At 35.3% G+C, this 15,198-nt stretch carries 12 protein-coding genes; 3 read left to right on the top strand and 9 right to left on the bottom strand.

Going from position 1 to position 15,198, the window contains the following annotated elements:
* Positions 1-98 precede the first annotated feature (98 nt).
* Complete coding sequence (gene yihA / locus BM088_RS19440; RefSeq protein WP_091988585.1) at positions 99-755, top strand: ribosome biogenesis GTP-binding protein YihA/YsxC; 657 nt, start codon at positions 99-101, stop codon at positions 753-755.
* Positions 756-1,320: 565 nt separating this feature from the next.
* Here yihA and rep read toward each other — a convergent pair.
* Positions 1,321-3,333, bottom strand: coding sequence for a DNA helicase Rep (rep, locus tag BM088_RS19435; RefSeq protein WP_091988581.1), 2,013 nt, complete (start codon positions 3,331-3,333; stop codon positions 1,321-1,323).
* Positions 3,334-3,524: 191 nt separating this feature from the next.
* Between rep and ubiK the strand changes: the two genes are divergently transcribed.
* A complete protein-coding gene (ubiK, locus tag BM088_RS19430) occupies positions 3,525-3,779 on the top strand; it encodes a ubiquinone biosynthesis accessory factor UbiK (protein WP_091988578.1) in 255 nt (84 codons plus the stop codon).
* 44 nt (positions 3,780-3,823) lie between these two features.
* Here ubiK and BM088_RS19425 read toward each other — a convergent pair whose 3' ends face one another.
* Complete coding sequence (locus BM088_RS19425) at positions 3,824-4,888, bottom strand: hypothetical protein (protein ID WP_091988575.1); 1,065 nt, start codon at positions 4,886-4,888, stop codon at positions 3,824-3,826.
* A 147-nt stretch (positions 4,889-5,035) separates the two neighbouring features.
* Here BM088_RS19425 and BM088_RS19420 point away from each other — a divergent pair, with 147 nt between their 5' ends.
* Positions 5,036-6,997 (top strand): methyl-accepting chemotaxis protein, encoded by a 1,962-nt coding sequence (locus tag BM088_RS19420; protein ID WP_091988573.1) that lies wholly within the window; start codon positions 5,036-5,038, stop codon positions 6,995-6,997.
* Between the two features lie 171 nt (positions 6,998-7,168).
* Here BM088_RS19420 and can read toward each other — a convergent pair whose 3' ends face one another.
* From can to ilvM, 7 genes are all read right to left on the bottom strand, one after another.
* A complete protein-coding gene (can, locus tag BM088_RS19415) occupies positions 7,169-7,819 on the bottom strand; it encodes a carbonate dehydratase (RefSeq protein ID WP_091988570.1) in 651 nt (216 codons plus the stop codon).
* 37 nt (positions 7,820-7,856) lie between these two features.
* On the bottom strand, positions 7,857-9,038 hold the full coding sequence (locus BM088_RS19410) for a methyltransferase (RefSeq protein ID WP_091988568.1): 1,182 nt from the start codon (positions 9,036-9,038) through the stop codon (positions 7,857-7,859).
* A 251-nt stretch (positions 9,039-9,289) separates the two neighbouring features.
* Positions 9,290-10,129: a hypothetical protein gene (locus BM088_RS19405; RefSeq protein WP_245763870.1), complete on the bottom strand. Its 840-nt coding sequence runs from the start codon at positions 10,127-10,129 to the stop codon at positions 9,290-9,292.
* Positions 10,130-10,353: 224 nt separating this feature from the next.
* The gene (ilvA, locus tag BM088_RS19400) at positions 10,354-11,880 is read right to left on the bottom strand and encodes a threonine ammonia-lyase, biosynthetic (protein ID WP_091988564.1); all 1,527 of its coding nucleotides are present in this window, start codon (positions 11,878-11,880) and stop codon (positions 10,354-10,356) included.
* 63 nt (positions 11,881-11,943) lie between these two features.
* Complete coding sequence (ilvD, locus tag BM088_RS19395) at positions 11,944-13,800, bottom strand: dihydroxy-acid dehydratase (RefSeq protein ID WP_091988561.1); 1,857 nt, start codon at positions 13,798-13,800, stop codon at positions 11,944-11,946.
* A 103-nt stretch (positions 13,801-13,903) separates the two neighbouring features.
* Positions 13,904-14,818, bottom strand: coding sequence for a branched-chain amino acid transaminase (locus tag BM088_RS19390; RefSeq protein WP_091988559.1), 915 nt, complete (start codon positions 14,816-14,818; stop codon positions 13,904-13,906).
* Positions 14,819-14,846: 28 nt separating this feature from the next.
* Positions 14,847-15,092, bottom strand: coding sequence for an acetolactate synthase 2 small subunit (ilvM, locus tag BM088_RS19385; protein ID WP_091988556.1), 246 nt, complete (start codon positions 15,090-15,092; stop codon positions 14,847-14,849).
* Positions 15,093-15,198 lie beyond the last annotated feature (106 nt).

The following is a 15,198-nucleotide window of genomic DNA, read 5'->3' as shown; positions in this document are numbered from 1 at the left end:
ATAATAAAAACGGATAAATGATAACTAAACTCAACATTCATGCCATCTTGGTATAAAATAACAAGCTTAGCTTAACCTTGTATCATAAAGGAGCCACAGTGCTTAAATCTCGTATAAAATACAGCGCCGCCACTTTTACCACCAGCGCCCCCGATCTTTCTAAACTCCCGCCTGATACAGGTATAGAAGTTGCATTTGCTGGTCGTTCAAACGCAGGGAAGTCAAGCGCTTTAAACACACTTACAGATCAAAAATTAGCAAGAACAAGTAAAACACCTGGTCGAACCCAACTAATTAACTCTTTTGATTTAACTGATAATAAACGCCTTATCGATTTACCTGGCTATGGTTATGCCAAAGTGCCAATAGAAATGAAGAAAAAATGGCAAAAGTCTTTAGGTCAATATTTACAAAATAGAGACAGCTTGAAAGGCATTGTAATTTTAATGGATATCCGTCATCCATTAAAAGAATTAGACATGGATTTAATTACTTGGGCAGTAGATAGCGAAATCCCTATTTTAGCTTTATTAACTAAATGCGATAAATTAAAGCAAGGACCACGTAAAAGCGAAGTATTAAAAGTACGTAAAGAATTATCTAGCTTAAATGCTGATATCACAGTTCACGCTTTTTCTTCTTTAAAAGGCACTGGGTTACCAGAATTAGCGAAGAAACTAGATAATTGGTATTTAGGTGAAGTAATTCATGAAAAACCAGATGAAAAGCAAATGACGGAAGATAATCAAAAGTAAAAAAGACCGGCTTATCTAGTAAGCCGGGTATAGCAATCTGGGGAGAAGCTATTAATACGGTGCATCCCTAAGAATGCATCATCAACAGGATGTCTTCGCATATGAAGACGGCGCGCACTGTAACAAAGGGATTTAAATAAATAAAGCGCCTAAGTAAACAAATGTAACAATGACAAAAAAAATTGAAATATATTTACCTCACAGTAACAATTTTTTAAATTACCTTACTATTAATCCAATTTCATCTCGAAGTTTATTACAATAATTTAAATATTTTTTTAAACACTATTATTCATTTTCATAACTATGTTTAAATCTAAACAAACTACAGTTTAATAAAAAGAAACCTTGGAGAACATGAGTTTCATCAGGTTGTAAAAGTTGCTGATGCCATGTTAGCTTATGGTGTAATTTAGCAAACTGATATGAGTGATAAATAGCTTAAAGTCTCTTTAAACGGTATATCATTTAAGTTTAAAAATTAAACTCAACTTTTGATACACCCATAAAACTTCAAAGTGACTAGATTTAAGTAGTCTAAAACCAACCTCTTTTTGAGAGATTTTTATTTTTTAAGCATAGCCCTTAAGCCTGCTACTTTAGATTGCCCTTTTGCCATACGTTCTGATTGAGTACTGGGCTGCTTACGAGACTCATATTCTAAATCATCTTGTGGTAACTCTTGTACAAACCGACTTAACTCAGTGGTAGATGTTTCACCATATTGACGACGTGTTTTAGCATAAGTAAATACCAGTTCCTGCTGTGCCCGGGTAATGCCAACATAAGCTAATCGCCTTTCTTCTTCAATGTTATCTTCATCTATACTCATCTGATGTGGTAACAAGCCCTCTTCCATACCTACCATGAACACATAAGGGTATTCTAAGCCTTTAGATGCATGTAAAGTGAGTAGCTGTACAGCATCACTGTCTTCTTCATCTTCGTTTCGCTCTAGCATATCTCTTAAGGTTAATTTTGTAACCACCTCAGCTAAGGTCATAGGTGGGTTTTCATCATTGCCGACTATCATATCTGTGATCCATTTATAGAGCTCAGATACATTTTTCATTCTCATCTCCGCAGCTTTACCACTAGGTGATGACTCATATAAATAATCTTCATAGTCTATTTGATGGATCATTGTTTTAACTGCCTCTAAAGTATCTCCTCTAACAGCATTATCCGACAGCTCAACAACCCAGCGCGCAAACCCTTGCAAAGCATTAAAACCTCGTCCCGCGAGCCTATTTGTAAGCTCAGAATCAAAACACGCTTCAAATAAACTGATATGCTTTTCATTTGCTAAAGTACCTAGCTTTTCTAAAGTTACAGTGCCAATTTCACGCCTAGGTGTATTTACGATACGCAAAAAAGCATTATCATCATCCTGATTAACCAAAAGCCTTAAATAAGCCATAATATCTTTGATTTCAGAACGCGCAAAAAATGACATACCACCACTAATTTTATAAGGAATACGGTTAGCCATTAAACTTTTTTCAAATATTCTTGCCTGATGATTACCCCGATACAAAATAGCGTAATCTTTATAATTTGTTCGCTTCATAAACTTATGAGAAATAATTTCAGCAACAACTCTTTCAGCTTCATGCTCTTCATCTCGTGTACCTATAACTTTAATTATTTCACCATTAGCTAATTCACTAAATAATTTTTTATCAAAAACATGGGGGTTATTATCAATTAAAATATTAGCCGCTTTTAAAATACGCTGATAACTACGATAATTTTGTTCAAGCTTTACTAACCTAAGAGTTGGAAAATCTTTACTTAACAAAACTAAGTTTTGTGGTTTTGCACCACGCCATGAATAAATAGATTGATCATCATCTCCTACCACAGTAAAGCGCGAACGCTCGCCTACTAAGTGCTTAACTAATTGATATTGACTGGTATTGGTATCTTGATATTCATCAACTAACAAATAACGAAAACGATTCTGCCAACGTAATGTTACTTCAGGAAATTTAGCCAGTAGCAATGTTGGGATCATAATCAAATCATCAAAATCAAGCGCATTGTAGGCACGTAGCTGAATTTGATAACGCTCATAAAGTTGTGCAAAAAGTACTTTTTGTGGCTCTCTTGCTTCACTAATGGCTTGTTTAGGTATTATCAATTCATTTTTCCAATTAGAGATCTGCATTTTTAACAAATTTAATTGGTCTTTATCTTTTTTTAATTCTTTTTCAGTTAAATCATTTAGTAACTGACCTGTGTCTTGATCATCTAATAATGAAAACCCGGGCTTAAAGCCTAAAGTTTTAATTTCTTTTTTAATGATTTCCAAACCTAATGTATGAAATGTTGAAATCCAAATCCCTTTAGACTCTTGCTTACCTAATGATTGCTTTAACCTCTCTCTCATTTCTTTAGCTGCTTTATTGGTAAAAGTAACGGCAGCAATATTCCTTGCTTTGTAATCACATTTTTGAATCAAATAACCAATTTTGTTAATAATTACACGTGTTTTCCCTGAGCCTGCACCAGCTAAAACCAAGCAAGGTCCACTAATATATTTAACCGCTTCATCTTGCTTTGGATTCATTTTCATTGTGAATAAAATTCCTGAACTATTATTTAAAAAGAAGTAAAAAAGATATAAAAAAATAAGAAGCGAGATTTTATCAAATTAACTATTAAATTACTGCCACCATAAGTACCATATAATGAAATAACCCCAATATGCGACATATTGACAATTAAGGGGGGATGTTCAAATTTAATATATGAAGGACAAATAAAATGATAGACCCTAAAAAAATTGAAGAAATAGCCAAACAAATAAGTCAAAGCATGCCTCAAGGTGTTAAAAACATAGCTGAAACTGTCGAAAATAAAACTAAACAAGTTTTGCAAAATAAATTGTCGCAGATGGACTTTGTATCACGTGAAGAATTTGATATTCAAACACAAGTTCTTATTCGTACGCGTGAAAAATTAACGGCATTAGAAGAAAAAGTAACACAATTAGAAGCGTTGCTAAGTGAAAATAAATAGCAATTAAAAAGGGCTAAAAATCTAATGATTTAGCCCTTTACTTGTTAAAAATAAAAATCAATCGTTAAATACCATGCATTAAAGTCACCTTCATGGATCATCATATCTCTGTCTATCCAACCATCTTGTGCCAAATACTCCAAATATATCCAGCCAGGTCCATAATCATAACTAATACCTGGGGCATAAGCTGTAATCGTATCTGCTGCGTTATTTACTGTATCGGGTTTTGCCCACGTCGCATCAAATATAAAACTCCATTCATTCATTTGATAATTAAACTCAAAACCATAACGGGTATTTTCTATTGTTTTAGAGATATTTTCTTGCAAAATATAAGCTTCAGGTAAATCTCTTTCGCCATCAATATATTCAGCTTTGACATGAAAACGTTCAAACTTACCATGATAATAAACACTCCAAGCCTGGTGGTCACCAGTCAGTTCATTATCTGAGAAAATTAAATCTTGTAACTTACCACTTTGACCCGAAAAGCCTAATACTTGATTTTCATATATAGGAATTTTTATATCCGCAACAAAAGTTTTAACTTTACGATATGTCGTACTACTGCCCCAATGTTTATTATCATCTGTGCTATCAGTTGAAGTTTCGCCCCAGTCATCGGCATGAAAATATGCCAGTTGATAATCAAACAATTGTGTTTTGGCCATCAGCTTTAGACCTACATCCATTTGGTCACCATAAGCTGCCTGAAATATATCTCCAGGCCAAAAGTTGGCAGTTTTCCATGCAAATGGGACCTGAGACTTGCCTATTATAAATTTAAAATCTTCAGAGAAATCAAAACCTACCCAAGCTTTATGTAAAGTATAATTATCACCTGAAGCATTATTATCTGGGTCAGTAAACGAGCCTTTACCTACTCTAAATTCAGCTGAGTATGACCAATTTCCTTTACCTTTTTTAGCTTCCCCGTCAATATATAAAATAAGCGCTTCATCTGTAATATCTCCTAGTGTATTTTTATCTCTTTCATTATCTTCAATATAACTATAATTAAACCAGACACCACCTGATATAGCGGGTGAAGCAAAACAATTTTCACTTAATATAAATAAAAGAAACAAAATTAAACATTTAGCCATTTTAAGTTCCTCAAGCAACTATTTAGAGCAAGTGTAGTAATAGCTTTCAAATAGGTCTAATAATTAAAAAATTATTAGACCTAAGTTGCTGATTTATTGCCTTGTATCTATATTTAAAGTTTATAAATATTTCTGCTGAGTATTATTATGACTATTTCTCAAAAGTTAATAGCAGCTTTTATTACTACGATTTCCTTACCTTTATTAGTCATTTCAATGTTAATGATAAGCCAAACTAGAGATCAAGCTTATAAGAACATGCAAGATGCCAATATTAGAGAGGTCTCACAAATAGATAATGCTATTAATTTATTTTTTACGGAAATAGAAAAAAATGTGAATTATTTATCGCAACACAAATTTGTGACTCAAGGCGCCACAGGTATAAAAAATTACTTAAATAATTCAACATCTGTCAGCATGACACCAACTAAAAACGACCCTATAGAAGCCAATATATTCCAACTCTTCACTGACTTTGGACAATCACACCAAGGTATTTCTTATATTTATATGGGCAATTCAACTGGTGGTTATACTCAATGGCCTACTGGCAGCGTCAGCGCAAATTACGATCCAAGAACTCGACCTTGGTTTCAAACTGGTATGCAAGCTAATGGTAAAATTGTAAGAACAAAAGCATATTATTGGGAGCCAGATGATGCCGTGATTGTATCGACAGTCAAAGCACTAAAATCAAATGATGGTGACATTTTTGGCACAACAGGTATGGATGTAAGCCTCAAAGGATTAACCGAAATGGTTACTCAAATAAAGCTAGGTGAAACAGGTTATTTAATGTTAATTGAAGACACGGGCACTATATTAGTAGACCCTAAACATACAAAAAATAATTTTAAGGCCTTTGATACTGTAGACAATGGGTTATATAAGCCGTTAGCCCAAATAAATACCGGCCAAATCGAAATAGAAATTGATGATGAAACCTATCTCGCAAATGTATATACATCTAAAAAATTAGGCTGGAAATTTGTTGGTTTATTAAAAACAAGCGAAGTACTCGCTTCTGCAAATAAAATGACGATGAGCATAATAATAATAGGCTTTATATTAGTCGCTTTGTTTTCATTTGGTGCTATTTATTTAGCCCGTTTAATTTCAGGGCCTATTATTGAAGTTACTGATGGTCTTGAACTTATCTCACAAGGTGGGGGGGATTTAACACAAAGATTAATAATACGTACAAAAGATGAAACAGGAAAACTCGCAAACAGCTTTAATTTATTTTTAACCTCTATTTCAAACTTAGTCAAAGATATCAATGATACCTCACTAGATGTTAATAATTCTGCAGATCAATCTTCTAATTTGTCTCAAACATTGCATGATTCAATTCAATTACAACAACAAGCTCTTGAGCAAGCCGCAACAGCTGTCAATGAAATGGCTGCAACAGCAAATGAAGTCGCTTCCAGTTGCGCTAATGCAGCAGACTCTGCAAATAATTCAAAGCAGGCAGCTGAGGATGGTCAAAAAGTTATTGAAAAGTCAGTTTCCAGCGTCAGCTCCCTTAGTGAAACAATTAGAAGTGCAGCCGTTGATATACAGCATTTGGATGTTGAGAGCCAAAACATAACTTCTATTTTAGATGTGATCAGAGGTATCGCAGAACAAACCAATCTTCTTGCACTCAATGCCGCTATTGAGGCAGCTAGAGCTGGCGAACAAGGTCGAGGGTTTTCAGTTGTTGCTGATGAAGTCAGAGCACTCTCACAACGTACCTCAGAGTCAACAGAAGAAATATCAGTGCAATTAGACAAACTGCGAAATATGACTCAAAGTGTTTCAAAAGAAATGAACGACAGTTTAGAAAAATCCGATAAAACGGTTGAGCTCACAACAGCAGCTAAAGACGCATTTTCAAGTATTACCGATTCAGTAGATATGATAAGCAATATGAATACACAAATAGCAACGGCTGCTGAAGAACAGCAACATGTTGCAGAAGATATAAGCAGAAACGTTATTGAAATAAAAAATGTTGCTGATGAAGTTGCTGAAGTAGCAACTAGTGCCAATGATAATGCAGATCATTTATCAGGACTATCATCAAATCTAACGGCTTTAGTCGGTAAATTTAAAACTTAATGAGACTGTAATTAATATTTTATATAAAGCGTTAAGCTTAAATTCAGTTAACTCAATGCATACTGGCAACATCTTCTAGAAGCTTACTAGAAATCATATTCCCTTAAGCATTTGTTGTTAATGCACTCTAAGCCAACCTCCCCCGGGTTGGCTTTTTTTATTATTAATAACCTATCGTTCAAATACTTCTTGAGTCGCTTGCTGGTAAATACTTAAAAGTTCTTTACTATTAGTTGTACATGAATTTAAATCGCTTAAATGCCCATCTTTTAAACCATATATCCAACCATGAACCGATAAATCTTGTCCATTATCCCAGGCATTTTGCACTATCGATGTTTGACTTACATTTTTAACTTGCTCTATGACATTTAATTCACATAAAGTGTCTAATCGTTCCTCATAGTTTTCAATAGCATTTAACTTTTCAAAATGTTTTTCTTTTACATCAACAACATGCCTTAACCAATTATCAATTAAACCTAACCTTGCCCCATCTAAGGCTGCTTTAACACCACCACAGGCGTAATGGCCTACAATCATAATATGTTTTACTTTTAAAACTTCTACTGCATATTGCATAACAGACAAACAGTTATGATCTGTGTGAACGACAACATTTGCAACATTGCGATGAACAAATAACTCACCTGGCAATAAACCAACAATTTCATTAGCCGGAACGCGCGAATCAGAGCAACCGATCCATAAATACTCTGGATTTTGCTGCATAGATAAAACTTTAAAAAACTCAGGATTATCTTTAGTTGTTTGACATGCCCAATGTCGATTATTATCAAATAAATTTTTTAAACTTTTCATTTTATCCTTCTTTTATACTTTAATGCACAATATCTAGTTAATACTCTTTTTGTGCTCGGATTAATAAATTTCTTGGTGTCACTTGTTTATCGCAAAATTCATTTACAGTAACGTGATATCCATGTTGCTGCAGATATAAAACTCGATCTAAAATCAACCAAATCTCTATTGGTTTTCGAAACAGGTGACGAACTAATTCTATTTTTTCTGTTATTTTTTTTCTTGTTTTACCTTTTTGATAATAACTTTCAAAATTAATATTTTCAGGTAAGTTTAAAGATTTTTTTTCAGCAGCCCAAATACAAAAAGCTTCAAAATTCGTAGAAAACATGCTTTTACTTACAGAAGGTACACTCACATATGTATCTTTACCAGTTACATCACGCATCAATTGATCAAAGCCCAAGCGCCACTCTACCTCAATATTACGTTTTTGCGTGATCCGATCAGCTGCAGTTACCGTTTCTTGTAGCGCTAATTTTAAATCATAATTAGATAAATTAAGCTTACTTGTTAAAGCAATATCACTCATTGCTTGATAAGTTTCGGAGTTTTGCATCAGATGATAACAACATGGAGATAGAGATAACTTTTGAGTATGGGATGAAACCGCTTGTCGCATTAAAGTTTGATGTAATTGACCGCAAGCATGTAAAGCAACAGCGTGCTGTGTTTGTTTAATATGCTCAGCTAAATCATCTTTTAAAACATCAGCCTGTGTAAAATTAATGTTCATCTCATATTTTTTAGCAAGCTCAACGCCTTGCTCACATAAATGGGGTTGTATTTCTATACTATGAACTTTTTTAGCACCTTTAAAAGCAAGCATACGGCCTAAATGCCCTTTACCTGCACACCATTCAAGTACAGGCAGCTCTGTTTCATCAACAGCAGCTACAAATGATTTTAATTGGGCCAGTTTTCGACCTTTAATACCAGCCTCTAACCAAAATGGAAAATCAACCTCCTTTGTCACCATCGAGAATGTAGAAGTTAACTTCTTTAATTGAGGCAATTCAGGAATAACATCAGTGAAATAATCATAAGCTAAATCAGGATTTTTTTCTAACATGAGTAGTGTGTCAGAGGTGAGATCATTTAATTTATCATTCAATTGTGGCCATGGAAGATCATTTTGAGTAAAAGCAAGTAATTGCCAATAATGTCGGGTATTAACCAAAATTTGATCAAGTTGTTGAAAATGTGTGAGGTAATTCATATTGCGATATCACTAAAAACGATGCCTAATTATAACAGTGATAACAAGCAGAAGATCATTCGAAAGGAATTAAAGATTTCATAAATGTAAGGTAAATATTCAGCAAAATAACAGTTAAAATCATCCTGACATTGCCCAGAATAAAAGCTAACAAAACAGCCAGTCAATATTTATATGCTCGTAAACAAGCATAAATTTAATAAAGGTAAACCTAAGTTCACCTTTATTAAATTATTCCCTCCTAAAATCAGTTAACCATTTGATAACTGTTTTAGTTCTTTAATCATTCTCTCGTCACCCATTACATTTTGAAGGATCATTTTTACTTTTGGATCCGTTGCATTTTCATAAAGTAACAATAAATTTAGAGCTATCTGTTTTTGTTTTATTGGATTTGACTCTGATTGGAAATACTGCGACATTAATCCCTCTGCAGCAAGATTTTTTACATAATCATTGGGTTCCTGCTCAAGCATTTTGACAAACGATTTAGATAATCTTTCATCTATGATTGGTGTTCTTGAAACTAGCTCAATAGCTTGAAAGCGGAGGTTTTTATCTTCCATATTATGTGTCATATCTAAGATTGCCTCAACGGCTTGATAGTCATATTGCTCCAAGCCATTTTTATTGAGTATAAACATGTTCATCTGTAACTGGCTCATCGCCGCCAAACGCTCAGCAGCTGATAGGCTATCATTTAATACTTTCTGCTTTAAGTCATTGCTAATTTGGTTTGCATACTCAAAGTCTGTTTTAATTCGTAATTCATAGTCTTTAGGGAGATCTTCATAAAACCCATTGATTGGATTTTCAGCCTTAAAGTCCGCTATTTCTTGTTGTTTTCGCTTTTCAATAAGTGAAAATATCAAAGATTCAAACTCTTGCGAATTCTGTTCTGATAATTGAGTTGGGGTGTGTATCGCAAAGGTATTTATACGTTCTTCTAACTTTGATATCCGGCCAAGTAGCTTACTCACCTTTTCATCATTATTAATTTCTGTGGCTTTAAGGTAACCAATAGATTGCTTATTCTGGCTATCAATTTGAGTTATGTTAACTTGGTTAGGTGCTATATTTTCATTACTCATTAAGAGCCTTGTTTGAATGAAATTAAACCCAGAAAACAATAGTGCCAATACCGAACAAAAAAGAGAAATATTGAGCTTTAGAGAGGACATAGTTTACATTTACCTTTTATGAAAATTCGCAATTGTACTGTCTTTCAAATAAATAACTGTAAGAAGTTGTTCATCACTCAGAGATTCAAAAACTCACGCTAAAATTAGCATGAGTTTTTAATTTAAAGAAAGGTTTAAACTTTATCTCCTGCTGCTAAAAACCTTTGATAGCACGGATTATCTGTTTCTTCTTGGTAAACATAAGCAAGCTTATCTAGATGTCCTTTAAACTCAGGCATATCTTTTTTAGATACTTCAAAAGCGGCCAATACATTACCAATCGCAGAACCATGATTACGATAATGAAATAAACTAATATTCCAATTAGCACCTAAAGTATCTAAAAAACGCTCTAATGCGCCTGGATGCTCGGGGAACTCAAACCTGAATAACCGTTCAGTTAATGGACTACAAGGTTTCCCACCAACCATATAACGTATATGTAATTTTGCGAGTTCATTATCAGATAAATCTATAAAGTTATATTCTTTTGCTGATAATTGAGATTTAAGTTGTTCAAGTTCATACTGACCATTCCTTAAGCCAATACCGACATAAATTTCAGCATTTTGAGTATTAGCATAACGATAATTAAACTCTGTGATAGTTCTACCATCTAGTGCTTGGCAAAACTTTTTAAAACTGCCTTTTTCTTCACCTATTGTTACAGCCAAGAGCGCTTCATTCTTTTCACCTAGTGCAGTTCGCTCAGCAACATAACGTAACCGGTCAAAGTTTAAATTAGCACCCGAGAGCACAGCGGCTAAATTATGACCTTTAACACCAGTATCCTGACACCATTTTTTAAGACCCGCTAACGCAACGCCACCTGAAGGCTCAGCAACAGCACGTGTAGATACAAAAATATCTTGCATCGCGGCACAGATTTCATCACTTGATACGGTAATCACTTTATCGCAAAACTGTTGAGCTAGCCTGAATGTTTCAGTGCCAATAATTTTAACTGCAACACCATCGGCAAAGCTGCCCACACGCTCAAGTTCAACTGGCTTTCCCGCTTTAAATGCAGCTTCTAAGCAAGCACTTTCTTGAAATTCCACACCTATAACCTGAATTTCAGGATTAAGTGATTTGATATAAACAGCCATGCCAGCGAGTAAACCGCCACCGCCAACAGGGATAAATACAGCATCTAAGTTAGGTAATTGCTGCATGAGTTCACGGGCAATTGTACCTTGACCAACGATAACATCAGGATCATCAAATGGCGGCACAAATATCGCATTTTCTTTTATCGCTAATGCTTTTGCATAAGCATTAGCGACATCAAAATTATGACCATGTAAAATAACCTCTCCACCTAAATTTTTTACAGCATTTACTTTAATTTCAGGTGTAGTATCAGGCATAACAATCGTTGCAGTATGACCTAAATGACTTGCACTTAGTGCAACGCCTTGTGCATGATTACCAGCAGAAGCCGTCACTACTTTTGAATTAGCAGGTAATTTTTTTAGCTTATGAAAAGCACCACGTAGTTTAAATGAATAGACAGGTTGCTGATCTTCACGTTTAAGCCAAATTTTGTTTTCTAACTTTTTTTCAAGGCTGGTAACTGGACTGACATCGGTTAACTTAGCTAATGGTGCCATATTGGCTTGGATGATAGCTCTGAAATAATCTAATTCTTTACTGACCATTTTACTTTCCTACTATTTGAGCGGCCTTAGCCACTCAAATCTAAATTATTTATCTCAAGAGCACTAAAGAAGTTCGTCTAATTTAGCGATATCTCTTACAGCACCTTTATCGGCACTTGTTACCAATAATGCATATGCTTTTAATGCAGGGCTTACAACACGGTTTCTATCAACAGGCTTGTATGCATCTTTGCCTCTGGCATCTTGTTTTTCACGGCGAGCATCTAGCTCAGCATCAGAAATATCAATTGAAATACCGCGGTTAGGGATATCTATAATAATTGAATCGCCATCTTCAACTAATGCAATTGCGCCACCAGCAGCAGCTTCAGGTGAAGCATGACCAATTGATAAACCTGATGTACCACCAGAAAAACGTCCATCAGTGATCAATGCACATTTTTCAGCTAAGCCCATAGATTTCAAATAACTTGTTGGGTAAAGCATTTCTTGCATACCCGGCCCACCTTTAGGACCTTCATAGCGAATAACAACAACATCCCCCGCTTTGACTTCTTCATTTAAAATGCCATCAACAGCATCATCTTGTGATTCATATACTTTGGCAGGACCAGTAAATGTCAACATGTCATCAACTACACCAGCACTTTTAACAATACAGCCATCAACAGCAATATTTCCGTAAAGTGCACATAAACCACCGTCTTGTCTGAATGCATGCTCCACACTGCGAACACAGCCATTTTCACGGTCTATATCAAGTTCTGGCCAACGACACTCTTGACTCATGCCTTTGGTTGTACGAATACCTGCAGGACCTGCTTTATAAAACTTTTGCGCTTTTACATTATCTGGGTTGGTTGCATCCCACTTATTGATTAAATCGCCAATGCTACCACCAGCAACATGCTCACAAGATAAATCAAGTAAACCTGCTTTACCTAACTCATTTAAAATTCCCATAATACCACCTGCGCGATGCACATCTTCAATATGGTATTCAGGTGTTGCAGGTGCAACTTTACATAAATAAGGTGTTTTAAGAGAAAGCGCATTGATATGTGTCATATCAAAATCAACACCCGCTTCTTGAGCTGCAGCTAATAAATGTAATACAGTATTTGAAGACCCCCCCATCGCAATATCAAGTGTCATAGCGTTTTCAAATGCTGCGCGACTGGCAATATTACGTGGTAATACAGCTTCATTGTCTTTTTGATAATACTCACGACATAAATCTACGATACGAGCAGATGCATCTAAGTATAACTGTTTACGATCTTTATGAGTCGCTAAAGTAGTACCATTACCAGGTAATGCTAAGCCTAAACCTTCTAATAAACAGTTCATTGAATTTGCAGTAAACATACCAGAACAAGAACCACATGTAGGACATGCTGAGCGTTCTACTTGTTCAGACTGTTCATCACTGACAGTTGGATCTGCAGCTTGCACCATGGCATCAACTAAATCTAATTTCACATCGATTGATGCAAGCTTAGTTTTACCGGCTTCCATAGGTCCACCAGATACAAAAATTACTGGGATATTCAATCTAAATGCAGCAAGCATCATACCTGGGGTGATTTTGTCACAGTTTGAAATACATACCATGGCATCAGCACAATGGGCATTTACCATGTATTCAACAGAGTCTGCAATCAGATCTCTTGAAGGTAATGAATACAACATGCCACTATGGCCCATAGCTATACCGTCATCTATCGCGATAGTATTAAACTCTTTTGGTACACCACCCGACTCAGTAATTGCATCAGCAACTAGCTCACTTAATTGATTTAAATGTACGTGGCCTGGTACAAATTGGGTAAATGAATTTACAACCGCAATAATTGGTTTGCCAAAATCTTTATCTGTCATACCTGTCGCACGCCATAATGCTCTAGCACCTGCACGTTTACGACCTTCTGTTGTAGTTGCACTTCTTAATTTAGCCATCATTTACCTCAATTTATTTCTGCAGCTGTCTCGCTACATTTCCTCATTCCCAGATTATACTTTATTCACCACGCAGTGGTTTTTATAAAGATACGTAGTAAATTTATTCGTTTATATACTCTAGCCAACCATGCTTATCTTCAGACTTACCCTTCACTAAATCAAAATAAGCTTGTTGTAATTCTTTTGTAATAGGGCCTCGCTTACCGTTACCTACTTTAATACGGTCAACGCTACCTACAGGGACAACTTCGGCAGCAGTACCCGTCATGAAAAATTCATCCGCTAAATAGAGTGCTTCTCGAGCAATTGATTCTTCTCGTACTTCATAACCACGCTCTTGTGCTAATGTCATCAAAGTATCACGTGTTAAACCTGGTAAAATACATGCCGTTGTTGGTGGCGTATAAAGAATGCCTTTTTTGATTACAAATAAATTTTCGCCGGCACCTTCACTTAAATTACCATTAGTATCAAGTGCAATACCTTCAACATAGCCATTACGCTTAGCTTCACCTGAGATCAGCTGAGAAGATAAGTAATTACCACCCGCTTTAGCTGCTGTCGGCATAGTATTAGGCGCTAATCGATTCCAAGATGAAATACAGACATCTACGCCATTTTCTAAGCTTTCATCACCTAAATATGCGCCCCACTGCATTGCAGCAACAGATACTTCTGCAAGATGCGATTTAGGGTTTAAACCTAAACCTACATTGCCTAAATAAGCAAAAGGTCGTAAATATGCATTTGTTAAACCGTTTTCTTTTACGGCGTCTTTACACGCTTGTGTGATTTCTTCTAGTGTATAAGGAATTTCCATACGATAAATTTTGGCTGAGTCATATAAACGTTGAATATGGTCAGTTAAACGGAAAATAGCAGGGCCTTTAGGTGTATCATATGCTCTAACCCCCTCAAAAACTGAACTACCGTAATGTAAAGCATGGCTAAGCACACTTGTTGTAGCTTGTTCAGCTGGAACCATTTTACCGTTAAACCAAATTAAATCTGACATGACAAATACCTTTTATATTTTTAATTTATTAAATTGCTTGCTGGTGATGTTGTTCAGCTAATTCAACTTGATGAACATCAATTAACTTTGCAAGTTGCAATGTAAGTAAGTGAATAGGACGATCACTATCTACAGTCATATTTACAAAATATTTATCGTCAATTGCTTCTAATTGTAGCTGTAATAAAGAAAAACCACGATGGCGTACAACACGTAAAAAGCGCTCTACAGCGATACTTTGATTTTTTACTTCAACCTTTAATTGATGTTTCATTTTTTCACCTTTGTAACCATTTGATCGCTTGCTGCACCTAGTGGTATTGATATGCCAATACGTACAATCAATCTATTTAACTACTTATTTCTTAACTTCTGTAACC

This window comes from Pseudoalteromonas denitrificans DSM 6059 (assembly GCF_900112265.1).
In the GTDB taxonomy this organism is placed as follows: Bacteria; Pseudomonadota; Gammaproteobacteria; order Enterobacterales; family Alteromonadaceae; genus Pseudoalteromonas; species Pseudoalteromonas denitrificans.
This window is presented reverse-complemented; position numbering and strand designations above follow the sequence as displayed.